The sequence below is a fragment of the Haladaptatus pallidirubidus genome, assembly GCF_020700235.1.
GTDB classification, from domain to species: domain Archaea; phylum Halobacteriota; class Halobacteria; order Halobacteriales; family Haladaptataceae; genus Haladaptatus; species Haladaptatus pallidirubidus.
On the sequence record NZ_CP085301.1, the window covers coordinates 1,439,484 to 1,461,961 of the forward strand.

At 59.1% G+C, this 22,478-nt stretch carries 22 protein-coding genes; 9 read left to right on the forward strand and 13 right to left on the reverse strand.

What is annotated here, in order from left to right; translation table 11 throughout:
- Window positions 1-16 precede the first annotated feature (16 nt).
- Window positions 17-1,222, reverse strand: coding sequence for an MBL fold metallo-hydrolase (locus LIX15_RS07945; protein ID WP_227773203.1), 1,206 nt, complete (start codon window positions 1,220-1,222; stop codon window positions 17-19).
- Between the two features lie 224 nt (window positions 1,223-1,446).
- Here LIX15_RS07945 and LIX15_RS07950 point away from each other — a divergent pair, with 224 nt between their 5' ends.
- The 6 genes from LIX15_RS07950 (at window position 1,447) to LIX15_RS07975 (ending at window position 6,839) form a co-directional block, all read left to right on the forward strand.
- Window positions 1,447-1,704 (forward strand): sulfurtransferase TusA family protein, encoded by a 258-nt coding sequence (locus tag LIX15_RS07950; protein WP_227773204.1) that lies wholly within the window; start codon window positions 1,447-1,449, stop codon window positions 1,702-1,704.
- A gap of 2 nt (window positions 1,705-1,706) precedes the next feature.
- On the forward strand, window positions 1,707-2,297 hold the full coding sequence (locus tag LIX15_RS07955; protein WP_227773205.1) for a DsrE/DsrF/DrsH-like family protein: 591 nt from the start codon (window positions 1,707-1,709) through the stop codon (window positions 2,295-2,297).
- Between the two features lie 262 nt (window positions 2,298-2,559).
- Window positions 2,560-3,915 (forward strand): GTPase HflX, encoded by a 1,356-nt coding sequence (gene hflX / locus LIX15_RS07960; RefSeq protein WP_390184997.1) that lies wholly within the window; start codon window positions 2,560-2,562, stop codon window positions 3,913-3,915.
- Window positions 3,916-4,030: 115 nt separating this feature from the next.
- A complete protein-coding gene (locus tag LIX15_RS07965) occupies window positions 4,031-4,747 on the forward strand; it encodes an NADH-quinone oxidoreductase subunit B (protein WP_227773206.1) in 717 nt (238 codons plus the stop codon).
- Window positions 4,744-6,381, forward strand: coding sequence for an NADH-quinone oxidoreductase subunit D (locus LIX15_RS07970; protein WP_227773207.1), 1,638 nt, complete (start codon window positions 4,744-4,746; stop codon window positions 6,379-6,381). Before LIX15_RS07965 ends, LIX15_RS07970 begins: the two co-directional genes overlap by 4 nt.
- On the forward strand, window positions 6,378-6,839 hold the full coding sequence (locus tag LIX15_RS07975) for a NuoI/complex I 23 kDa subunit family protein (protein WP_049972353.1): 462 nt from the start codon (window positions 6,378-6,380) through the stop codon (window positions 6,837-6,839). The genes LIX15_RS07970 and LIX15_RS07975 overlap by 4 nt, the downstream gene beginning before the upstream one ends.
- Here LIX15_RS07975 and LIX15_RS07980 read toward each other — a convergent pair whose 3' ends face one another.
- The 7 genes from LIX15_RS07980 to LIX15_RS08010 all read right to left on the reverse strand — a co-directional run bounded on the left by LIX15_RS07980 (window position 6,840) and on the right by LIX15_RS08010 (window position 12,703).
- The gene (locus tag LIX15_RS07980; RefSeq protein WP_227773208.1) at window positions 6,840-8,240 is read right to left on the reverse strand and encodes an arylsulfotransferase family protein; all 1,401 of its coding nucleotides are present in this window, start codon (window positions 8,238-8,240) and stop codon (window positions 6,840-6,842) included.
- Window positions 8,241-8,398: 158 nt separating this feature from the next.
- Window positions 8,399-9,265 (reverse strand): class I SAM-dependent methyltransferase, encoded by an 867-nt coding sequence (locus tag LIX15_RS07985; protein WP_227773209.1) that lies wholly within the window; start codon window positions 9,263-9,265, stop codon window positions 8,399-8,401.
- Window positions 9,262-10,347 carry a glycosyltransferase family 4 protein gene (locus LIX15_RS07990; RefSeq protein WP_227773210.1) on the reverse strand — a complete coding sequence of 362 codons (1,086 nt, stop codon included), beginning with the start codon at window positions 10,345-10,347 and terminating at the stop codon, window positions 9,262-9,264. Before LIX15_RS07990 ends, LIX15_RS07985 begins: the two co-directional genes overlap by 4 nt.
- Window positions 10,347-10,724 (reverse strand): 6-pyruvoyl trahydropterin synthase family protein, encoded by a 378-nt coding sequence (locus tag LIX15_RS07995; RefSeq protein WP_227773211.1) that lies wholly within the window; start codon window positions 10,722-10,724, stop codon window positions 10,347-10,349. Before LIX15_RS07995 ends, LIX15_RS07990 begins: the two co-directional genes overlap by 1 nt.
- A 31-nt stretch (window positions 10,725-10,755) precedes the next feature.
- Complete coding sequence (locus LIX15_RS08000; RefSeq protein ID WP_227773212.1) at window positions 10,756-11,784, reverse strand: zinc-dependent alcohol dehydrogenase; 1,029 nt, start codon at window positions 11,782-11,784, stop codon at window positions 10,756-10,758.
- A 40-nt stretch (window positions 11,785-11,824) separates the two neighbouring features.
- Window positions 11,825-12,421, reverse strand: a complete 597-nt coding sequence (locus LIX15_RS08005) for a hypothetical protein (RefSeq protein WP_227773213.1) — start codon at window positions 12,419-12,421, stop codon at window positions 11,825-11,827.
- Window positions 12,422-12,703, reverse strand: a complete 282-nt coding sequence (locus LIX15_RS08010) for a sensor histidine kinase (protein ID WP_227773214.1) — start codon at window positions 12,701-12,703, stop codon at window positions 12,422-12,424.
- Window positions 12,704-12,837: 134 nt separating this feature from the next.
- On the opposite strand from LIX15_RS08010, the gene LIX15_RS08015 reads away from it, so the two are divergent.
- From LIX15_RS08015 to LIX15_RS08025, 3 genes are all read left to right on the forward strand, one after another.
- Window positions 12,838-13,461, forward strand: a complete 624-nt coding sequence (locus tag LIX15_RS08015) for a phosphoribosyltransferase (protein WP_227773215.1) — start codon at window positions 12,838-12,840, stop codon at window positions 13,459-13,461.
- Between the two features lie 381 nt (window positions 13,462-13,842).
- Window positions 13,843-14,832 (forward strand): transcription initiation factor IIB, encoded by a 990-nt coding sequence (locus tag LIX15_RS08020; RefSeq protein ID WP_227773216.1) that lies wholly within the window; start codon window positions 13,843-13,845, stop codon window positions 14,830-14,832.
- Window positions 14,833-14,922: 90 nt separating this feature from the next.
- Entirely contained in the window at window positions 14,923-16,209 is a 1,287-nt protein-coding gene (locus LIX15_RS08025; RefSeq protein WP_227773217.1) for a hypothetical protein, read from the forward strand.
- Between the two features lie 121 nt (window positions 16,210-16,330).
- On the opposite strand, the gene LIX15_RS08030 is transcribed toward LIX15_RS08025, so the two are convergent.
- The 5 genes from LIX15_RS08030 to LIX15_RS08050 all read right to left on the reverse strand — a co-directional run bounded on the left by LIX15_RS08030 (window position 16,331) and on the right by LIX15_RS08050 (window position 22,346).
- The gene (locus LIX15_RS08030; RefSeq protein ID WP_227773218.1) at window positions 16,331-17,389 is read right to left on the reverse strand and encodes a DUF7350 domain-containing protein; all 1,059 of its coding nucleotides are present in this window, start codon (window positions 17,387-17,389) and stop codon (window positions 16,331-16,333) included.
- Window positions 17,390-18,018: 629 nt separating this feature from the next.
- The gene (locus LIX15_RS08035; RefSeq protein WP_227773219.1) at window positions 18,019-19,287 is read right to left on the reverse strand and encodes a DUF7405 family protein; all 1,269 of its coding nucleotides are present in this window, start codon (window positions 19,285-19,287) and stop codon (window positions 18,019-18,021) included.
- A 74-nt stretch (window positions 19,288-19,361) separates the two neighbouring features.
- Window positions 19,362-20,717: a hypothetical protein gene (locus tag LIX15_RS08040; RefSeq protein ID WP_227773220.1), complete on the reverse strand. Its 1,356-nt coding sequence runs from the start codon at window positions 20,715-20,717 to the stop codon at window positions 19,362-19,364.
- A gap of 90 nt (window positions 20,718-20,807) precedes the next feature.
- Complete coding sequence (locus LIX15_RS08045) at window positions 20,808-21,068, reverse strand: DUF7344 domain-containing protein (RefSeq protein ID WP_227773221.1); 261 nt, start codon at window positions 21,066-21,068, stop codon at window positions 20,808-20,810.
- A gap of 132 nt (window positions 21,069-21,200) precedes the next feature.
- Complete coding sequence (locus tag LIX15_RS08050; RefSeq protein ID WP_227773222.1) at window positions 21,201-22,346, reverse strand: tyrosine-type recombinase/integrase; 1,146 nt, start codon at window positions 22,344-22,346, stop codon at window positions 21,201-21,203.
- Window positions 22,347-22,478 lie beyond the last annotated feature (132 nt).

Genomic DNA, 22,478 nt, shown 5'->3' on the forward strand with positions numbered 1-22,478 from the left:
GTTCTCTCCCGCCGCGTTAGTCGCTCGTGAGCGAGTCGCGACTCGCGGCGCAGTTGTTGGGTCCGAGTTCGAGTTCGAACGCTTCCTCGTCGTCTGTGTCCCGTTCGCCCAAGTTCGTTGCGATGATGTCCTCGTAGTTCGCGGGGCGCGGCGGCATGTCCGAGGTGATGAAATTCACGAACTCGTCGCGGCTCATCGAGAGCGCGTCCATCGACTCGGTCAAATCACCGATCGTCGCGGTGTACGTGCCGTCATCGGCGGAGGTCGCCGAATCGCTGAAATGCGCTGGCGCGACCACGGTTTCGTCGACGAGCGACAGAATCCGCTCTTGCAGCGTTTCGTAGAGCGTTTTCGCGGCCTCCGGCGCACCCTCGTCACCTTCTTCGAGGTCGGGCCGGGCTACGCTCTCGGTGAAGAGGGTATCACCCGTGAACAGTACGTCGCCGACCCGATCGGAGGTCATCCCCGACGTGTGGCCGGGCGTGTGAATCACGTCGATTTCGACGTTCCCCAGCGGGAGTTTCTCGCCGTCTTCAACCGTTCGATACGACGCGTCGTAGCCGATACCGCGGGCGTCTGCGGGAGCGGGAACGACCGCTTCGGCACTGCTCGACTCCGCCACGCTCCGGACGCCGCTCACGTGGTCTGCGTGGACGTGCGTGTCGATGGCGTATCTCAGTTTGGCACCGCGTGCTTTTGCATTCGAGACGTACTCGTCTGCGAACGCTCGAAGCGGGTCGATGACCGCCGCTTCGTCGTCGGAGACGACGAGATAAGACAGACACCTGCTGGAGGGTCGCTGATACTGAATGACCGTCGTCTCCGCGTTTTTGTTCTCGTTTTCGCTTTCGATTTTGCGGAGTTTGAGAACCCGCGCCCAGCCTTTCATCCCGTCTTCGAGGTGATACACGTTGTAGCCGCGCTCCGCGAACAGTCCGGCGATGTATTCGCTTGACCCACCCTTTGCACAAAGGACGGTCACTTCCTCGTCCTTCGGAACCGGGTCGAACAGTTCGTCGTTCGGGTCGTCCGCGAGATATTCGAAATAGGGCACGTTGCTACTCTCGACGTTTTCGCCGTCGATTTTCCACTTCTCGTACTCGTCGGTTGCGCGAACGTCGAGTAGCGTGACGGATTCGCCCGTGTCGATTCGCTCGTACAGTTCGTTCGGGGTTACCGTCTCGACTTCGGCAGTCGGTGACGGAAACGGTGATTCGCTCATGGACAGCAGTAGGTATCGGACACAGACAGAAAAGGGTTCGCATAGTATTCCAAATCATCTGCAATACTAAATTGAGGTATGTGATTCTTGTAGGCTGTTTTGAGTGCTTAAACAGTGTTTCTCTGTTATTCTGTTGTGCATGTAAGGCACAATATCCAACACTCTTTTAATGGTTCGAACAATATTGTCCAATAGATCCAATAAAACACATTGGTGACTTCACAATGAGTTCGAAATTCGACATCACGGAGACGCTCGACGTAACAGGACTGAACTGCCCGATGCCGGTCGTCAAGACGAAGCAGGCGACCGACGGACTGACCGACGGCGACGTGCTGGAAGTTGTCGCAACCGACTCCGGGAGCATGAGCGACCTGAAGGGCTGGGCGAACACGACAGACGGCGTCGAACTGCTCGAACAGCAAGAAGACGAATCTGGTGGCGAAGCGGTGTACCGCCACTTCGTCCGGAAAACGGTGTAAGTATGAGCACCGAACCGCAACATTCCGCACAAACTGGTGGAAACGATGACGACGCCGAAACCGACGACGCACTCCGCGAGCGAATCGAACAGTTGGAGGGCGAACTCGCCGAGTTGAAAGCGAACGCCGACGACCAGAAGAAGATGACCGTCATCGCCACGAAAGGGACGCTCGATATGGCGTACCCGCCGCTCATCCTCGCCAGCACCGCCGCCGCGTTCGGGTGGGATGTGGTCGTCTTTCACACGTTCTGGGGACTCGACATCCTCCACGAGGAGAAGTCCAAGAATCTCAAGCTCAGCGCGGTCGGCAATCCGAGCATGCCCATTCCGAACGCGCTGGCCGCGCTTCCCGGCATGGACTCCATGGCGACGAAGATGGTGAAAAAGAAAATCGAGCAGAACGGAACCGCGACCATCGAGGAACTCATCGACGTGTCGGTAGAGTCCGGCGTGGAACTGCAAGCCTGCCAGATGACGATGGAGTTGATGGAGTACGACGAAGACGAGTTCTACGACGGCGTCGTCTCCGGCGTCGGCGCGGCAACAGCCCTCGAACACATGGCCGACGCGGATATCCAACTGTTCGTTTGATCGAACCGGCTTTTGGCGGGGATATTATTAGTTGTTGACATCACCACAAAGCTTTTTATGGACATCGTCATATCGGGAACCAAGGTCGAATCATGACCACCTCTCTCCTTCACTGACCGGGCCGTAACGGGGCCGTTCTGCGCTCATCTTCGGATAGCCGCGGCTGTCGTCCCTGCTTCCCGGTTTTGTTCACGTCGAATAGCGCCGAGTGTCGATGTTCGACGCTCGTCTTATCAGAATACGTGCGGACGAAAAATCAAGTATGCAATCAGGTTCAGCAATTATCGCACAACGGACGGATAGCGGAACAGCAGATGAGGCAACGACGAACGGCGGAGCAATGGGCAACAAAACTGCGAAGGGCGAAACGTCAGATACGGCGGAGATTCGGGCGCTCGCCGACGCGGCAGGGTACGACGTAGTCGGAGAGGTCACGCAGAATCGGGTCGAGGATTCGAAGTACCAGTTCGGACGCGGCAAGGCCGAAACGCTGGCGGAGCGAGTGGAAACGAGCGACGCCGGGAACGTCATCTTTGACAACCCGCTTTCCCCACAGCAGACTTACGAACTCGGCGAACTGTGTCCCGATGGTACCGAAATCGTAGACCGCTACCGACTCGTTCTCGAAATATTTAGTCAGCAGGCCGGAACCCGCCGGGCGAAACTACAGGTCGAACTCGCGCGGTTACAGTACGAACTCCCGCGGGTGCGGGCCGAAATTCGCTTGGAAAAAGAAGTTGCGAACGAGCGTCGCTCGCGGAACGGACCCGGCGAGAAAGAAGACAGGCGCGTCACCGACATCAAAGACCGTATCGACCGCATCAAATCGAAACTCGATAGCCTCTCCGACGTCGGCGACCGGCGACGGGAAAAACGCAGGGATCAGGGGTTCGACCTCGTCGCTCTCGCGGGCTACACCAACGCCGGAAAATCGACGCTTTTGCGGCGACTGGCCGACGATATGGCGTTCGACCCGAATACTCACGACGACCTTCACGAGAGCGCAGCGGCCGAGGACAGGCTGTTCAAGACGCTCGAAACGACGACCCGTCGAGCAGAGATTCAGGACCGAAGAACGCTCATCACGGATACGGTCGGCTTTATCAGCGACCTGCCTCACTGGTTGGTCAAATCGTTTGAAACGACGTTCACGGAGACGTACGAGGCCGACCTCGTGCTTCTCGTCGCGGACGTGAGCGACCCGCTGACGGAACTGCGCGAGAAGCTCTATACCTCGCTCGATTTGCTCGACGGGGACGCGGAGCGAATCGTGACGGTTCTGAACAAGGCGGATCGCGTTTCCGATTCCGAACTGGCCGAACGAGTTTCGGGCGTATCCGACCTCGCGTTGAACCCAGTCGCCGTGAGCACGACCGAAAACGACGGTATCGACGCGCTTCGGGAGCGAATCGCGGACGAACTTCCGGAGTGGGAGACCGACCGACTGACGCTCCCCAACACGGGTGAAACGATGTCGCTCCTCTCGTGGTTGTACGACCACGCTCGCGTCGAGGCGGTGTGGTATCCGAGCGAGAGCGAGGAAGTCGTGGTCGAGTTCGCCGCGAATTCGGCGATAGCCGAGCGGGCGACGGTGAAAGCTGACGCGATTTCGGCGTAGTCGCGGTTCGAGCCTCCTCTCGAAACGCCTCCCTGAAATACCCACCAAATATTCATCACTGTCCCTCCCTTACGGCCTTTGATGCCCGGTAACACGGGTTTCGGGGAAGGGGAATATGAGCCACAATTCACCGTCAGCAACGCAGACGGATAGTCCGCCAGACCAGCGGCCGGTCGGCCAAGCCAGTCGTTCGGAGGCGAAAGACCAACTTCCGAGTCGGTTCGACTCGAAGCTGCGCGACGCCCTCGGAACGTCGCCGTTCATTCTGACGAAGTTCGACGCGTTCATGAACTGGGTTCGGGGGTCGTCCATGTTCGTGCTCCAGTTCGGCATCGCCTGCTGTAGCATCGAAATGATGCACACCTACGCGGTCAAACACGATTTAGACCGCTTCGGTGCGGGCGTTCCGCGGGCGTCGCCGCGACAGGCCGACGTCATCATCGTGCCGGGAACCATCGTCTCGAAGTTCGCGCCACGGATGAAACGAATTTACGACCAGATGCCGGAACCCAAGTTCGTCGTCAGCATGGGGTCGTGTACCTGCTCCGGTGGGCCGTTTCAGGAGGGATACAACGTCATCAAGGGGGCGGAGGAGGTCATCCCGTGCGACATCCACGTTCCCGGCTGTCCGCCGCGACCCGAGGCGCTCATCTACGGCGTCGCCAAGTTGCAGGAACGAATCGCCCACGGGGAGGCCAGTCCGGTCGTCGTGAAGCCCTACGAACTGGAACAGTTCGGGGATTTGGAACGCGACGAACTGGTGCAGTCGCTCGCCGACCAAATCGACGAGGATACCCTCGTCATGCGTTACAACTGGGTTGATTCACCGTGAGCGTACAGGAACAACTGGTAGACGGCGACGAACTCGCCGACCTACTCGGCGAGCTCGTAATCGGGCGCGAAGACCATATGAACGCGCCCGCGTTCGTCATCCGTTCTGACGAGGTACAAGACGCACTTACCATCCTGCGCGAGGAGGCCGGATTCGACCACCTCTCGTGCCTGACGGCCCAGCAGTACGACGACCGGTACGAGAGCATCTACCACCTCAAAAAGTACGACGACCCCCGACAGGAGGTGAGCATCGTCGTCCCGACCACCTCGGACGAACCGATAAGCCAGACGGCGGAGCCCGTGTACACGACCGCGAACTGGCACGAACGCGAGGCGTACGACCTCGTCGGTATCAGGTACGACGGCCATCCGGACATGCGTCGAATTCTGTTACCAGAAACGTGGCAGGGACACCCGCTCTCGCTCGATTACGACCAAAACCAACCGCAAGTCGTGTCGTTGGAAGAGCACCAGAACCCACTGTTGGAAGACCATGTCGGCGACGACGCCGACACCGTCTTCATCAACATCGGCCCGCACCACCCCGCCACGCACGGGGTTCTCCATCTGAAAACCGTTCTCGACGGCGAGCAGGTGCTCGACGTCGAACCCGACGTCGGCTATCTCCATCGCTGCGAGGAACAGATGGCCCAGTCGGGCAACTACCGTCACGAAATCATGCCGTACCCCGACCGGTGGGATTACACCGCGAACATGACCAACGAGTGGGCGTACGCGCGGGCCATCGAAGACCTCGCGGATATCGACGTTCCCGATTACGCGAAGGTGCTCAGGACGCTCGGCGTCGAGCTCTCGCGGATGGCGGGCCACTTCCTCGCCCTCGGAACGTTCGCGCTGGACGTGTACGGCGATTTCACCGCCATCTTCCAGTACGCGTTCCGCGACCGCGAGAAGGCCCAGAACATTCTGGAGGATTTGACCGGCCAGCGCATGATGTTTAACTACTTCCGCATCGGTGGCGTCATCTGGGATATTCCGGAACCGCGCGAGGAGTTTTTCGACAAGACGATGGATTTCGTGGACGAACTGCCACAGGCGCTCGAAGAGTACCACGACCTGCTCACGAACAACGAAATCTTCCAACTGCGGTGCGTCGGTACGGGTGTGCTCGAGCCCGACGTTGCGAAACAGTACGGCGTCACCGGTCCGGTCGCTCGCGGTTCGGGCGTCGATTACGACATCCGCAGGGACGACCCCTACGGCTACTACGACCAACTCGACTGGGACGTCGTCACGGAACCCGGATGTGACAATTTTTCGCGCGTGTTAGTTCGTCTCCGCGAAGTCGAGCAGTCGGCGCGCATCGTCGAGCAGTGCGTTCAACTGCTCGACGACTGGCCCGAAGACGACCGCGAACTCCAGTCGAACGTTCCCCGGACACTCAAACCGCCGATGGACGCGGAGACGTATCGGGCGGTCGAAGCCGCGAAGGGTGAACTCGGGGTGTACATCCGCTCCGACAACACCTCCAAGCCAGCGCGATTCAAGATTCGAAGTCCGTGCTTCCACAACCTCTCCGCGCTTCCGGAGATGTCGAACGGCGAGATGGTGCCGGATTTAATCGCGTCGTTGGGAAGCCTCGACATCGTCCTGGGGAGTGTCGACCGATGATCGGCCTGCTCAAAGGGATGGCGACGACGATGAAACACGCGCTGGACGGTGAGACGTTCACGGTCGAATATCCCGACGTGCCGCCCGAGGTCAGCCCGCGCTTCCGCGGTATCCACAAGTTCAGTCAGGAGCGCTGTATCTGGTGTCGCCAGTGCGAGAACGTCTGTCCGAACGACACCATCCAAATCGTGATGGACGACCAGCGAAACGGCGAGCAGTACAACCTCCACGTCGGACAATGCATCTACTGCCGACTCTGCGAGGAGGTCTGCCCCGTGGACGCGATTTTGCTCACCCAGAACTTCGAGTTCACGGGAGATACGAAAGACGATCTCGTCTACAACAAAGAACAGTTGAAGAACGTCCCCTGGTACAAAGACATCGACCCGCTCGAATCGCGCGAACCCGACAGGGGCGCGTGGATAGGCGAAGGCGAGGGGTCGGTGGATTATCAGTAATCAGGCGAACCGGTGTTTCACGCCGTAGTAAATCCGGCGGCGCTGGTACACCAGCTCGCCGACCAGCCATCCCAAAACGAGCAGAATGGCGAATATGGCGGCGATGAAGGCGTACTCGTTCATCCAGATGGGGCGGATGAACGGCGTCGCTTGATCCCACACCTCGCCGTACTCTCGCATGTCGTCCTCGATGGCCGTTCCCGAGAACGTGTTGCCGAGGAGGACGGACATCTTCACGCGGTCGCCGGTTCCGGGATCGATGTTCGCGCTTCCCGACACTTGATACTCCCCGGTCGTTCCGTGATCTGCCATCGTCGGCCCATTCGAACCGTCGCCGCTGGTGACGCGTTCGGCGTCGTAGGGAAGCCACGGCGAGTAGAACTCCCAGACGATTTCGCCTTCGGGCGTCACTTCGATGACGCGGTGGTTCGAGGAATCGGTGATGAGCGTGTTGCCGTTCGGTAGGCGGTCTGCGTCACGAGGCCAGTTGAACTTCTCCGAGGAACCCATCTCCCACGTCGATTCCCAGTCGCTGCCGCGTTTTTCGTACTCGACGATGCGGTGGTTCTCGGAGTCGGCGACGAGGATGGTCGGGTCGCCGGACTCGCTTTCGAGGTAGTCCGGGTTGTGCTGTTCCTGAAGCGTGTCGTAGTTGCCGTCCTCTCCGAGTTTCATCGTGACTTCCTTCGACTCGCGGTCGACGACGATGACTTCGTCCATGTTTCGCGGGTCGGCCATGTACTTGCCGGGGCCGATTTTGTCAACGTCGTTGACGTGCGTCCAGTCGTTGGTGTAGTCGCCACCGTCTTTCTTCTCGTAATGGCTGCGGAAGTACCACTCCCACGTGATTTCGTCGTCCTCCAAATCGTAGACGAACAATCGGTCGTCGTTCTGACCGGTGCTCTCGTTGTAGGCGCGCATGTTGGCGACGAGCAACTGCGTGCCGTTGTTGATGAGGTCGATGTCGTGGGTGTCGTGGATTTCGAGGAACTGCTCCCATTCCTTTTCTTTCGTTTCGGGGTTGTACTCGTAGACGAGCGTACCGCCGCGCTGTGTCGAGGTGACGAGCAGGTTTCCGTTGTCCAGCGGGTCGACGTCGTAGAACCACGACGCGCCCTCTTTCGAGCCGTTGTGAACCCATTCGATGTTTCCGTTCGGGCCGACGGCGACGAGTCGGGCGGGTTTTTTCTTATTTCCTTGTCCTTGAAAGTGGTATCCCTGTACGCTGATAACTGTCGTTCCGTTCGCGGGTTCTTCGATGGTTCCTTTGGTCAGATTCGATTCCTCTTGGTCGTAGGTTATCGCGGAGACGGCGGAGGGCGCGAGTAGAGAGACGACCAACAACAAGACGACTCCGCGCACGAGCCACGGCCGCGGCGGGAGTCGTTCCGTCCAGTCCATAAGCTATACTGGGCAACCTTCACTTTGTATATTTTGTGTTTTCGTTACCATTTTCTAACCGCTGATTTCGGCGGCGTGGGACGGGGACGAAGTGAACAGTTAGGAAATCATTTTCTAAATAGGTTGGAATAGTGATCATTCATCAGTATAAATCGGTGCTACACCACTCTCGCCAGCACGTCGAACTGGTGTGCGATGTACGTCAGTTCACCCCCTCCAACTTGCCGGTGGCGCGTTCCCAACCAGTCCGAGAACGCATCCGCGTCGATTTCCGAATGGCCGTCCAGGGAACTCCCAATCATCCCGAGGATGTGTTGGAGAAAGATCCCCTCGTCGGCGGGATACGACCCGTTTTCCGGATACACCACCCAGTCGGAACTCCCGACGGCGAGCAGTTCCGCCTCCCGCCGTCGAAATTCGGCGAGTAGTTTCCGCCCCGCTCTGCTCGTCCCTTCGCCGTCGTCGATGTGCCGGTGATACAGCTCCGCGACTCGCTCGTCCAGTTCGTGCGCCGGGTCGAACATCGTCCCTCCGTCGAACGTGATGGGGAAATAGCAGAGTCCGCCAGAGTCGAGCACCGAGCAGAACGCCGGAAGCGCCGATTCGAGGTCGAACAAGTCGGCGACTGCGTGTCCGACGAGGGCGTCCCACCGTCTGTCGGTTTTCCACGCAAATTCGACTGCGTCCGCGACTTCGAACCGAATCGTCATCGACCGGCCATTCTGTTTGCACTGGAGGTTGTCCCCATTTCGCTCGAACCCGCTCGCGAGCAACTGCGAGCGAGCGGTTCGGATATTTTTCGAACTTATATCCAACACGGTGTACTGCACCCGATTCGGCAAACAGTCCCATGAGCGAAGGCGTTCTACCATCGTGCCGATTCCAGCCCCGATTTCGAGCAGTCGAACGGGTTCGGTGGAGTCGATCAACGCGGAAAGTTCGCGCTCGAATCGGCGGAGTACCCGCCGATTCAGCGCCCGGTCGTCCACCGTTCGTTTCGTATCGAGATACTGTTGGAACGTCATTGTTCGGGTGAAACGGCACAACTTTCCACGATTTCTTTCAATAGCCGTTCAACCGACTCGGCCGCGTCGTCCCATCCCGGTTGAAGTTCGTACCGTTCACGCGCCGAGATGCTCATTCGTGCGAGTCGGCACCTATCGTCCCGGAGCGTGCGAACTGCATCGGCAATCGCGTCGGCGTCGTCGGGTGGAAGCAAAAACCCGTTTTCGTCGTCCGAGACGATTTCGCTCGCGCCGCCAGCCGTCGTCGCAATCGCGGGCAGACCGAACGCCATCCCCTCGAGGTAGACGAGACCGAAGCCCTCGTACAGCGACGGAACTGCGAGAACGTGGCTCCGAGCGAGCTGTCCGGCGACTGCCTCGTCCGACAGTCGGCCCGCAAACGACACCCTCTCGCGCAGTCCGAGTTCGTCGCGGAGACGACGAACTCGGGTCGCGTACTCTTCGTTCGATTCCGCGCCGATAACCATGAGGCGCCACTTTCCGGAAACGGACGAAAGGCCTCCGAGCAGAACGTGCAGCCCCTTTCTGGGGATGATGTTTCCGAGAAAAACGAGTCGAAGGGTGCCCTCGAAATTCGTATCAATCGACTGCACCGGCACGAACCGCTCGAATCTGTCGCCTGCGGGAGGTGCCACTGCTGCCTTTCGGTCGTTTTCCTCCCACGAATCGAGCAGTTCGAAAACGGACCGTCGCGTCGTCTCGCTGTTGCAAACGACCCCATCGAGATGTCGAACGTAGTCGCGCTCAATCGCACGACAGCCGCAATTTTTCCACCTTGCTCGCGGTTCGTCTGACCGAAGATGGTGGACGATGGAGACGATTGGGGCGTCTATTCGACGGTTCGCCCGAATCAGCGACGGATGGCAGAGGTGGTCTTGGAAAAGTACGTCGAATCCCGAAAGTCGAGAGGGAAGCCCTCGCGAAAAATTGTGCAGGAGACTACGCCCGTACGACTCCCACGGAAGGCCGATGATTTCTATCGTGTGCCCTCGCTCACGCAATTTTTCGACCAGTTTTCTGTCGTACCGAAACCCACCAGAACGCCCCGAAAGCGAACCGTAGACGACGAATCCGAGATGCATCACACTGACCGTTCGAAACTAGCCCCCGCGTCATTGTCTTCCTGTATTGCGACTTCGATTTCGATGATTTCCGGTGCGTCGATTTCGTCGAGAACGCGGTCACAGAACAGCCGCGAAAAATGTTCGACGCTGGGGTTCACCCCTTCGAACTCCGGGAGGTCGTTCAGCGTCTCGTCTCGATAGTGGGCTATCGTGTTGTCCAACGACTCGCGCACTCGGTCGATGTCCACAAGATAGCCGAACTCGTTCAGCGATTCGCCCCGGAGATGAATCGTCACTCCGTACCGGTGGGAATGTAGTTCTCCCTCCGGGCCGGGGTTCGGAACTGTCAGGTAATGCTGTGCGACGAACGGTTTGGTAACGGTTACTTCGTACATGGTTCGGTATCTGTCTCGGATTAACTGTCGGTCAGTCATACGTCAGAAGCACGGCGACGGCCTCGTTCGGGCATTCGTCCAGCAGTCGGTACGCTTCGTGGGCGTCCCCAATCGAAACTCGGTGGGTGACGAGAGATGTCACATCGAGATTCGAGAGTCGTCGCCACGCCACGGCGAGTCGGCGGTCCGAATCCCACCGCCCCCGTAGTTCCGGCGACAGCGTACTCACTTGCGTGCTTTCGATGTCGATTCGACTTCGGTGAAACGACCCGCCCAGATTCAGTTCGGCTCGCTTTTCGCCGTACCACGACCCGACCAACACCCGTCCGTCGTATCCGGTCACCGAAATCGCGTCGTCCAACGCCGATGGATTGCCTGAAAGCTCGTAGGTCAAATCCGCTCCCGCGGGCGTTTTTGCACGCGAGAGTTCGGCCTCGATTTCCTCGCGAACGTTTCCTGTTGCATCCAAACTGCATTCCGCACCCATCGCTTTCGCGAGTTCACGTCGCTCGGGATAACGGTCTACCGTCACGAGATCCGAAAGCGGATAGTTCGCCAGCAGGCCGGTCGTCATCAATCCGACAACACCTTGCCCGAAAATGACGGCCTGCTCGCCGATTCTCGGCGTCCCGTCGAGGACGAAGTTCACCGCCGTTTCGACGGTTGGTAGAAAGACTGCCTCTGTCGGCGTGTACTCCTCCGGAATCCGGACGAGGTCGGCAGGCGATGCGAGAAAATGACTCGCGTGTGGATGGAACGCAAATACCGATTCGCCTACCCAGCCCTTCGAAACGTTCTCGCCGGTCGAAACGACCTTTCCCGCGGTCGCGTACCCGTACTGAAGCGGAAACTCCAACGTTCCCGACAGTGCGTCTATCGTCGCGTCGGTTGCCAGTTCGGTCGGCGCGTCCCCCCGATAGACGAGAAGTTCGGTGCCCGGACTAACCGCCGACACCTCGGCGCGAACGAGCACCTCGTTCCGTCCCGGTTCGGAAATCCCTTCCACGCGAACGTCGAGCTCGCGCGGCCCCGTGAAGTAGACCGTCCGTGTGGATGGCACGTGTGCCATGCGACGGATTTAAAGAAATTCCTTTCGGCTACTACATTCGACGGCGGTGTCGAACGAGTTCGCAGACGACGTTCCGAATCGGCTTCAACACCGGACGAGACGAAGTTCCGAGATACGCCGACACTGGGTCATAGGTGTCGGTTTTAACGAGATTCAGTGCCCGTCCCGTCGCTCGATAATTTCCGTCCATGACGCGCGGCGCGTGACAGTTCCGACGGTCAACCAACACCAGCGGTTCACCGGGTGGGTTTTCGGCAATCGACAGCACCTGTCCAACATCGACTCCGGTTTTCGCGGTCAAATCGTCTAACTGTTCACCGTCACAGCGGGCAATCTGTCGGGCCGCCCCGAGAACGGTTTCGTCCGGCGAGAGTGCTCGCCACGATAGCGTTTCGGGACCGTCGATAACCCGCAATCGCTCGAATGCATGTCGAGAAAGCGTCACCCGTCGCCATTCGATCGGTGCTTCGCGCCAGATAAACGACGCGGCACCCGGCTTCGCGTTCAAGAGTTCGTCGAGCGCCTCGCGCTCCGTGAGCGATGACACGTCCACGGAGGGTGTTTCTGGCTTTCGGGATTCAAGTCCAAGCCATCGTTTGATGACGTGTTCCTGTGAAATGCGCGTCATTCATTCCACCAATTCGACTTCGATGAACTCAAATCGCGTGCCGCCGGTTTCATCCTCGCGAACCGACACGTCCCATCCGTGCGTCTCGGCAATTTGCTTAACGATTGTCAATCCGAATCCGGTTCCGGTTTCGGCGGTGGAGTAACCCGTTTCGAACACCGATTCGTGTAATGCGTCGGGAATTCCCTGGGCATCGTCTTCGATGTACAAGCCAACGACAGATTCGGAGGACGAAACGCTGTTCGCGACGTGGAGGACGGCGCTGGAAGACGTGTCGCTCATTTTACCCAGGTTACCCGATAGACATGCTATACTACCATAATTGTTATGAATGTCGATTTTGGTTTATAATTGAACTGTGTGGGGAAGGGTCCATCTTTATTCGCGTTTCGCTCGTCCCTAGAGTGGTAGATTCCATGTTTACAGATAGAACGGACGCAGGCGAACAACTCGCGGAACTCGTCCAGCGCGAAGGAATAACCGCGGACATCGTACTCGCGATTCCGCGCGGCGGACTTCCGATCGGACGACCAGTCGCCGATGCACTTTCAGCACCGCTCGACGTGGTAGTGGCAAAAAAGTTAGGGGCTCCTCACAATCCCGAACTCGCGATTGGAGCCGTCGGTGCCGACGGAAGCGTGTGGCTGAACGACGCGCTCATTTCCCGAATCGGAGCGGACGACGCCTACGTCGGACAGGAACGAGAACGGAAAACCGAGGACGCCCGTGTGAAAGCGACACAATACCGTCGCAATGGGCCGATACCGAACCTCGACGGTAAGCAGGTCGTGGTCACGGACGACGGCGTTGCGACCGGTGCGACGACTATTGCATGCCTCAGACAGGTGAAAAACGCGGGCGCAAGGTACGTCGTCCTTGCGGTTCCAGTCGGGTCGCCCGGTTCAATTGAACGACTGCACGGCGAAGCGGACGAAGTGGTGTGTATCGAGACCCCGCCGAATTTCGGCGCAGTCGGTCAGTTTTATCGGGTGTTCGAGCAGGTTCCGGATGAAGTTGCACGGTCTTATTTGCGTGAATAACGCAAGTAAATAGGGGAGAAGTACGAAAGCACAACGCAGATGTGTGGAGAAACGTTGCGGCGTGTGAACAGTAACGCCTCTACTCATTTCTGACCTCGTAGCGAGGATGTAGGTGACAACAACCTGGTAGTCGGAACCACAACCGCCAGGAGATAACCAATAGATTTTTGTCCGTTTCGACTCACGTCTCCCGGAATGTTAGGCGCTTAAACTGCGATTAACTCGGAGTACAGGCTTCATTAACTCGAAATACGGTACGGTGAATGTCGCACTATATCACGAAACCTTTAAGTACGTTTCTACCTAACCGATAGTTAGGAAGTAAGCTTCCGGGTTTTTTCAGGAATTACCCTGTCGGGAGCCTTCGCCAACGCACCAACCATGACTTCAACAAAAATTCAACGCTACGACGAGTCCACTGTAGCGACCCACGACCGAGAACGCGAGAGCGAGGACGAACAGGAACAGGAAAACGTCTGCCCCGAATGCGGTGGCAACCTCATCACCGACGAGGGCCACGGCGAAATCGTCTGTGCCGAATGTGGTCTCGTCGTCGATGAGGACAACGTCGACCGCGGGCCGGAATGGCGCGCGTTCGACGCCACTGAGAAAGACGAAAAATCCCGCGTCGGTGCCCCGACGACGAAGATGATGCACGACAAGGGGCTTTCGACCAACATCGGCTGGCAGAACAAAGATGCCTACGGCAACACGCTCGGCTCCCGCCAGCGAGAGAAGATGCAGAGACTCCGCACGTGGAACGAACGGTTCCGCACGCGCGACAGCAAGGAGCGCAACCTCAAGCAGGCGCTCGGCGAAATCGACCGCATGGCCAGTGCCCTTGGACTCCCGAAAAACGTCCGGGAGACGGCCAGCGTCATCTATCGCCGTGCGCTCGATGAAGACCTCCTGCCGGGTCGTTCCATCGAGGGCGTGGCGACCGCCTCGCTGTACGCGGCGGCCCGCCAATCTGGCGTTCCACGCAGCTTGGACGAGGTAGCCAGTGTCAGCCGAATCGAAGGGATGGAGTTCAAACGCACCTACCGCTACATCGTCCGCGAACTCGGCCTCGAAATCCAGCCCGCAGACCCGCAGAGCTACGTGACGCGGTTCGCCTCCGACCTCGACGTGAGCGACGAATCCGAACGCCGGGCGCACGATCTGCTCGAAACCGCGAAAAAGCAGGGCGTCCACAGCGGCAAGAGTCCGGTCGGACTCGCCGCCGCCGCGGTGTACGCCGGTTCCCTGCTTACCAACGAGAAGGTGACCCAGTCCGAGGTGAGCGAAGTCGCGAGCGTGAGCGAAGTCACCATCCGCAACCGCTATCAGGAACTGCTCGAATCCGAGGAAGACGGCCGTGCAGTCGCCTAAACTGCGATAGCCGCCGCTTGTATCCTTTTCTTTTTGCTAGCATACGGCCGGTACATTGATTTTCTGCGGTTCGGTAGCCCCTGATTATACATGCCCGAGCCACGAATCGGGTTCCGTCGTCACGCCACGACGATTCTTGCAATTCTCTTAGTCGGTACGCTCCTCTTCGCTCACCCCGGGGTTCTCGTACCGAACTCAGTGGACGACGAAGAGCGGAAAAGCCCCAACGATGTGCGGCTCGTTTCACCGCATCCGAACAGCGAAGCAGAGCTGTGGCCGTTTACGAGTCGTGGGAAATCGTTCGATTCGCTGACGCTCCCCATCAACGCCGTCGTTCAAGGGCACACCTCACGAGTGGTATCTCACCTTAGAAATCGGCGGACAGCGGAGTGGCGAAACGATACGCAGGAGTGGCAGGGAATCAGCCACGAGGACGAACCGACGGCCGGCGATGACGTCGCTATCGAATGGCACAACACCACGGGAGCGGTGCGATATACCTACATCGATGCACCCGGTTCACGTGGCGGCTGGGTCGCTGAAACGGCGCAAATCCACGACGGTTCCTATTTCGGGTCGCGCTACCATCTTCGTCTGTACGAGGGCGGAACGGGCGGGCAAACGTGGACTGCCATCCAAGCACATCAGGAACATTGGGATTGGTTTCGACTGCGGCACTCCGTCGGGTCGCTGTCCGCCGCACAGTATTACCTCGATAACCAGTTCTATGGAAAGTGGTACGTAGAGGACGTCTCCCGCGAACGCTTTGCCAACGGTGGCATCGCCGACACTGACGGATGGGTTTCGGTCGTGGAGTTACGAGCGCCAACTGATGTGTATCCGATAACGCTCCTGTGGGTCGCGATCCTCCTCGGTTCCGTCGGCGTGCAGGAATCAATGCTCTCGTTCGTTCGGGAGTTGCTGTCCTGGTTGTCGGCGGAAACCACCCAGCGTGGCATTGCGCTCGGTTTCTTGCTTCTCGGTCTACCAATTGTCGTGCGCGGTGCGAGTATCGCCGTCGAGATGACGGTTCCGACGATTCCGATAAAGGCTGTCGCTGGTATCGGGTACGTCGTTCTCGCCGTCGGCTTACCGCTTTCTGCCGTTATCCTCCCCAAAGGCCATCAGTCGCTCGATTGGTTCGGTGTTGCAATCCTCGGTCTCGGCCTCGGATTCCTGCTCGACTACCAGAGCATCGGTGTTACAGTCCTTCCGATTATGGTCGTCCTTCATCGCCTCACCGTTCTCGCTGTCATCGGACTGCTTGCAGTTGGTGGCGCGCGACAGCAAGCAGATGAACGCTGGAATCTGCTCGTGAAAACGGGTCTAGTCCTGTGGATTGGCGTACTCCTGTGGCCGCTCTTTTTCAGTCTCTAATCCGAGACTAACCCGTTGTCCCATCGTTTCACCGCTCCACTGCTATACCGACCCACTGTTTCGCCGTCCCAGTACTCCACCGCCCTCCCGTTTCACTGCCGCCCGGAGATCGCCGTCGCTCTCACACCGAGAACGTCATCTTCGGCATCTTCAGGAACGCCGTTTCGTACCCCTCGTGTCGGGAGACCTGCGGCACCGAATCGACCGAAACGAGGAGTTCGTCGCCCGATTTGATACCCGAAACATTCGCGCCGTAGTGATATCCAATTTCGGGGTCGAGCGTCGGTTTCAGCGTTCCGTCGAAGACCGATTCGCCGCCGCGGTTCAGGCTCGTCGAGAGTGACATCATTGGGATTGGATAGCTCCGATACGGCGTCCGCGGTGAGACGAGGAGATAGGTTTCTTCGGCCATCTTGGTGTCTTTCACGGCAGTTGCGAGAAACTTCGCATCCCCGCTCGTCTGCTCGCCGATAAATTGCCCCGGCAGGTCGGCTTTCGGCGGCACCGTACTCGTTGGCATCATATCCATCTCAACCGTTGGCACCGCACCTTGCGACCCTTTCTTTTGGTCGAGCTCTTCGAACGGCAGATTTTCCAGTTTTTCCTGCGTCACTTCGAACTCGGTCGAGAGCGTCGCGGCGGAACCGAACTCTCCCGCGAGCGCGCCGGTTCGACGGATGCTCAGTCCGCTGACCTGCACATCGGCGGTGTAGGTGCCGTCGCCGTCCAGTCCCATGTTGTCGCCGAAGTGAAATCCCATGTTCTGCGAGAGCATCGGCCACATCGTTCTGGTGTCGCTCCAATCTCCCTTCGAGAGTTCGATGCGCACGTCCCCGGCGGGAAGCACCGTCATCGTTTCCGCGTCCCAGACCGTCGCCATCAGGTGCACGTCGTCACCGTCTTCAATGGTCACTTTTTCCTGCTGTTCCGCGGTTCCACCGCCCATCAGCCAAAAGCGGTGGGGAAACGAGTACATCAGTCCGAGTCGCCAGCGGCCCTGTTTCGCCATTCCGGCCATCTCCATCCCCTCGGTGTGCGTCGGATAGTACACCGCGTCTGGGCGGTTTTCGACCAACGGGGGTTCGTTCGGCGTGGTTTGTGTTTCGAACAGTCCAGCACACCCCGCAAGCGCAACTGCGCTTGTGAAACCCGAAGTCTGCAAAAACCTACGACGATTCATTGGAGGGAATTTGTCATTGACTCCGAAAAGAGGTTCTGGTACACCCGTCGAAAGGGGTGTGTTTGGAGGCGGTGATTTCGTCGTTTGGCAGTCTGTCGGTGGTGTATATTTCCGGTTGTAAATGATGGTTGTTTCTCTGGTGTTCGTAGACTGTTACTGACAACAAATAATTACCACCACATCCTAACCGCAGACCACATCCTCCCCCAATCGATCTATTCGCTCCTTGCAGTCGTCCGGTCGTCCCTCGCGCGGCTTCACTGACGTGCCTCTGGGAGAGATGCCCTCCGGCTCACACCAACGCGCTATCGTAGTTTGACTGGTTTCGTATGTCGAATTTGCCATGTGGCGTGCATTGGCAAGACGATGAGGACTTCACGTCCGAACCGTCTTGCTGACAGCGCGCGAGGGATGAGCATCGCATACAGAAAGCCGAGAAGCACAATCGGCTGGGAAGGTGTGTAGCCTGCGGTTGCGGTGCGGTGGCGGTTTTCATTGGAGTCGGCAGTAGCTAGCTACGATGACAGCAAATCATCTCGTGACTCTCAAAATTGGGACTCCCCGACTCGAAACCCACAAAAGCAAAACTCCACGACTCACAATCCAAATACAAACGAAATAAACGCGTCTTATCGATTCGGATCGGGAAGCGAGCGAAGCGAGCGCGGCGGCACCAAAAAGTTCCCCCGGCATTCGACGGTCATGTACTGTAAGATGCCGTTATTCACGCGCTGGCCAACAGAGGAGTTTCCGGCGAGGTCGTCGCCGTTCATAGCCTTTCTGGTGTCCTCGAAATTCGAAATTGTGCGCTGAACCGCGACGAAGTGCAGGCCCGCCTCGCCGCCATCAGTCGAATCGAAATCCCGTCGAAGGATGAGCGGCGAGTCGTCCTTTCGCGCGGAAGCGGATTTCTGGGAGTGGCCGACCATCCCGCGTTTTCGGGCGTGTTCCTTGACCTGCCCGATGCAGTCGTCGTCCATCCCGCTGGAATCGCCGAGGTTGTCGCCCGCGCCCTCGACTCGCCCCTCTTCGGCGTGAACCGGACAGAACATCTTGGCAACGCGCTGGTCGCGGCTATCCTGTTCGTACCACTGGTCGAGATGCAGGCTGATTTTGGAGACGTGCTGGGTGGTGCCGCCAGCAAAGGGGCCGTCCCGAATCGTCACCCTGTCCTCGCTAGCCTGGTTTTTCCGGAATCCGGATTTGAAACCCATGTACAGCGGCGACTCCTCTGGCACGGGTTTCGAGTCGGGGATGCCGCTCACGTCCTGATGCTCAGCGGGGAGGCCGTCGCCGACGAATCCGGTTCGGCGGTTCGACTTCTCGAACACATCGGAGAGTCCTGTCACCGAAACTCCGTTCAACTCCTCGCGGTCGCCGAGCAGCGCTTCCTCGACGGCGAGTACGAGTTCCGCGTGGTCGCTGGCGAGGTGGACGATGGCGTCCTGTTCGTCCAGTTCCGGGTCTTCGAAGGACGCGAGAGCTTTCGGTTTCGGGAGCACGTCGACAGCGCCGAACCGGGCGAAGTACGAGGGGGAGTAACCGACCGAAAACAGCAGTCCGTCGTGGCTTCGCTGGTAGGCGCGTTCGAGGCTACGAAACGCCGATTCGACGGTTTCGCGCTCGGCTTGGCTCGGGGTCGCGTCGTCCGCTCCGGCGTAGTTCAGAAAGAGGAGTACCTGATGTCGGGCGGCGACGTCGTTGTCGTGGTCGTCCGTCGCCAGAAATCGATTCCACGCGTGCTGGCGCTTTGGGAGACCGGAGAGGTCGTCCGGCCCCTGCTTCACGTCGGGCATCCCGCCCCGGTCGAGGCAGGCCGACAGGGCCGCCGACCCGCCGATGGCGACCGCCGCTTTCATGAACTCGCGTCGGGGGATTCCGCGCGTCGAATCGCTCATTGAGTGACTTTAGCGACCACGCGAGAAAAGGAGTTCTGGTACGTCCGTCGAAACCACCGCCGAATAAAACCCGCTCAGGTCGCGACCGGACGCGAAATTATCCACAGCGAGAGGACGGTGTAAGCAATCATCAGCGCGGTCAGAGGGAGATGTGCCCGGCCGACGCGATTCGTGCGCTCCAGCGCGACGTAGTGGGCGGCGACGACCGCGGCGAGGTGCCCCGCGACGATGAGTATCACCTGTGAGGCCCAGAACGCAGACAGCGAAAGCCAGCCGAGCAGTTCAATTTCTGGCCCGCCGAGTATTGTCAACAGACGCGACAACTGCTGAAGCACGAAGGGGTAGTTGTGCGCCACTTCGTAGGCGACCGCGATGGGAATCACCGTCGGCGCGAGTGCGAGGGCCGTTGCGTGCCACGACTCCTTAGTTTTTGAATTCCTCGACGTTTCCGCAATTACCGAAACTCGTCGGGTCAGTATCGCCACGAGTGCGAAGACGGCGAGAAACGCGAGGAAACCACCGAGATAGAGGAGAACCGAGACGACAGACCCGAGTCCCGTCGCTTCCCGCACCGAAAACAGAAGCGTCTGGTACTCCGGCGTTTTGGTGAAGCCGTCGAAGCTGACGGTGTAGACGGTCGCCACGACGAACGCGGCGAGCGAGAGCGACCGAACCCGGGGAAGACACCCGCGCCACGGCGGACGGAGGTCGATTCCACTTCCGTCGATTTTCATGGGCGCAACTCGCCCGAACAGACGGTACAGTACCGCGAGCGGATCGGCGCGTCGAAACCACGGTGTTCCGAACAGCACACCGCCGACCAGCATGATGAGGGCATAACCCGCGAGAAGAACGGCGGTCAACCGCGGAGAATCCGGAATTCGGGTCAGGTTCTCCGCGACGCCGACGAGGGCGAGAAAGCCAATGAGGGCGGGCCAATCGCCGAGTTGATTCGGATAGTCGAACAACGCCAACTCTTTGCCTTCCACTTTTGACAGACCATCGTAAATCGTCCGCCACGGCGCGAGTGTGCGCCACGGACTGCCGAACAGCACCGCGAGCAAGCCAACGCCTTTCAGCCAGACAGACCACGTAAACAGAGTTGCGGGATTGTCCCGCGCGTTGGTCGGGCCGACCGCGCCGACGGCGAGGACGAACAGAAAAACCGCGAGAAACAGCACCTGGGTCGCGCGCCGAAGGATGACGACCGCGTCCGCCGAAAACGAAATCCGACGCGTTCCGGTCGGCGCGCTCTCGACCGTGGTGGTCAGAAAGAGCGCCGTAAGGGCGACGGTGGCCCCTGCACCGCCGAACAGCAAGGTGAGCGGAATCGGCGCGTCGAACCGCGTGGTGACTCCGTGGGCGGATGCAACGCCCGCAAAAAGCGATAATGAAATGAAGACGAATAGGGGCGTCCGGCGAAGTCGCATAGTCGAACTCGGTGGTGCGGGAAAAAGGGGTTGTTGGTCTGCGATTCGAATGGCCGATTCCAAAGCGTTCCTTCTCGTCAGCACGACGGGTTAGTAGAGTCCGTCGAGAACCGGACGGACTTCCTCGAATCGTGACTCCTGTCGAATTTCGTCTGACTCCCTGTGCCACTCGACAAACTCGAAATCGGCGAGTTTCGATAAATGGATGGTGCACAGCAGCAGTTCGATTCGATCGCGGTCATCGCCATACTCCGCCTCCCATCGGTGGGACGCCTCCGAAACACGGAGGCGTTCCGCTTTCAACTCGAACAGGATTCGTCGCCGGTAGTCGCTCGAAAGCACGTCGAACATCGTATCGAGTTGCGCCGATCTGTCGTACGATTTACACTGGCTCGTTGGTTCCGCTAACGACAGTAGTAATAAATTCTTGTTCCCTGCACTGTTAGGGTTGAAGGTCAGCTAGGGTTGGGCGCCAGCAGATCGTCACGAGTCGTCCAGCACGTCGTCAACGCGCTCCGCCGTCTCGCTCGCCCGAATGTTCGAATAGCTCTCGTGCGTCGTCGCAATCGAGGCGTGACGGAGGGCAGATTGGGCCAGTTCCGCATGGCCCTCACTGTATAATTGATGGCCCAGTCCCCGTCGCGCTCCGTGGGGTTTCAGATACTCGCCGTCGATGTCCAGTCCGGCCTCCCCGCAGAGGCGTTTCATCAGATTGCGCGCGCCGCGGGTCGAAATCGCGGGGATGACGATTTCGTACTCGCGCACAACATCGTCGATGTCGTTTTCATTGAGGATGGTTTCGATTCGGCTTTCGGTGTATTCACCCGCCAACCCCTCGCGGACGGCGCGATATTTCGACGGCGCGTGGTCGGTTGGAAACACCGGAAACCGTGGTGTTGGCGGATCGAAAACGCGGTGATAGCGCTCCAACGCTTCCGCGGCTTTTCGCGGAAGTTGCGCGTATTCGTACTCGCGGGATTTGCCGAACACGCGGAGCGAACCGCCTTCGATGTCCACGTCTCTCCACGCGATTCCGGGTCGCTTGTCGTCCGCTGGGGCGCGGAACACTTCCGCACCCCGAACGCCTGACAGCGCGAGCAGACGAACGAGCGCCCGGTCGCGGTAGGCGCGTTCGCGCGACACTCCGTCGCTATCGTCGCCCTCCAACACCCTCTCCACCCGTTTGTCCATGAAGGCGAGGATGGCTTTTCTGTCGCGTCGCGTCCAGAACTGACGATTCGCGTCGGCGGTGTTTTCCGGCAGTTCGGCCTGCGCTCGCGAGACGGCGGCGGGATTCTTGGAGAGAAGTTCGTCTGCCTCGCAGAAGCCGAGGAACGCCCGAACGTAGGCGTAGTAGGTGTGAGCCGTCGAGGATTTCAGTTCGTCCTCGCGCACCTGTCGTTTGAGATGGCGGGCGTACCGGCGGCAGTCGATGACCTCCACGTCCTCCAGTAGGGTGACGGTTCGCTCCCGTGCGAGCCACTGCGCCCACTGCGTGAGCGCGGAACCCGCGTTGGTGCGGTAGTTTCCGGCCTCGATGCTGGAGAGGTACTCCTCGATTGCCGAGTTGAGCGTCGTTCCCGTCATGCTAATCGCGGGTCGAACGTCCCGCCGAGTTCGGTGCCACATCGGGGACACGTCAGTTTTCGCTCTTCCCCCACAAACCGTCCGACCGGGCCGAGATAACCGCAGGCGGAGCATCGTCGTATCGGTAGCTGAATCATCGCATCTATCGTTTCGTGGGGCCGGGAGGGATAAAAA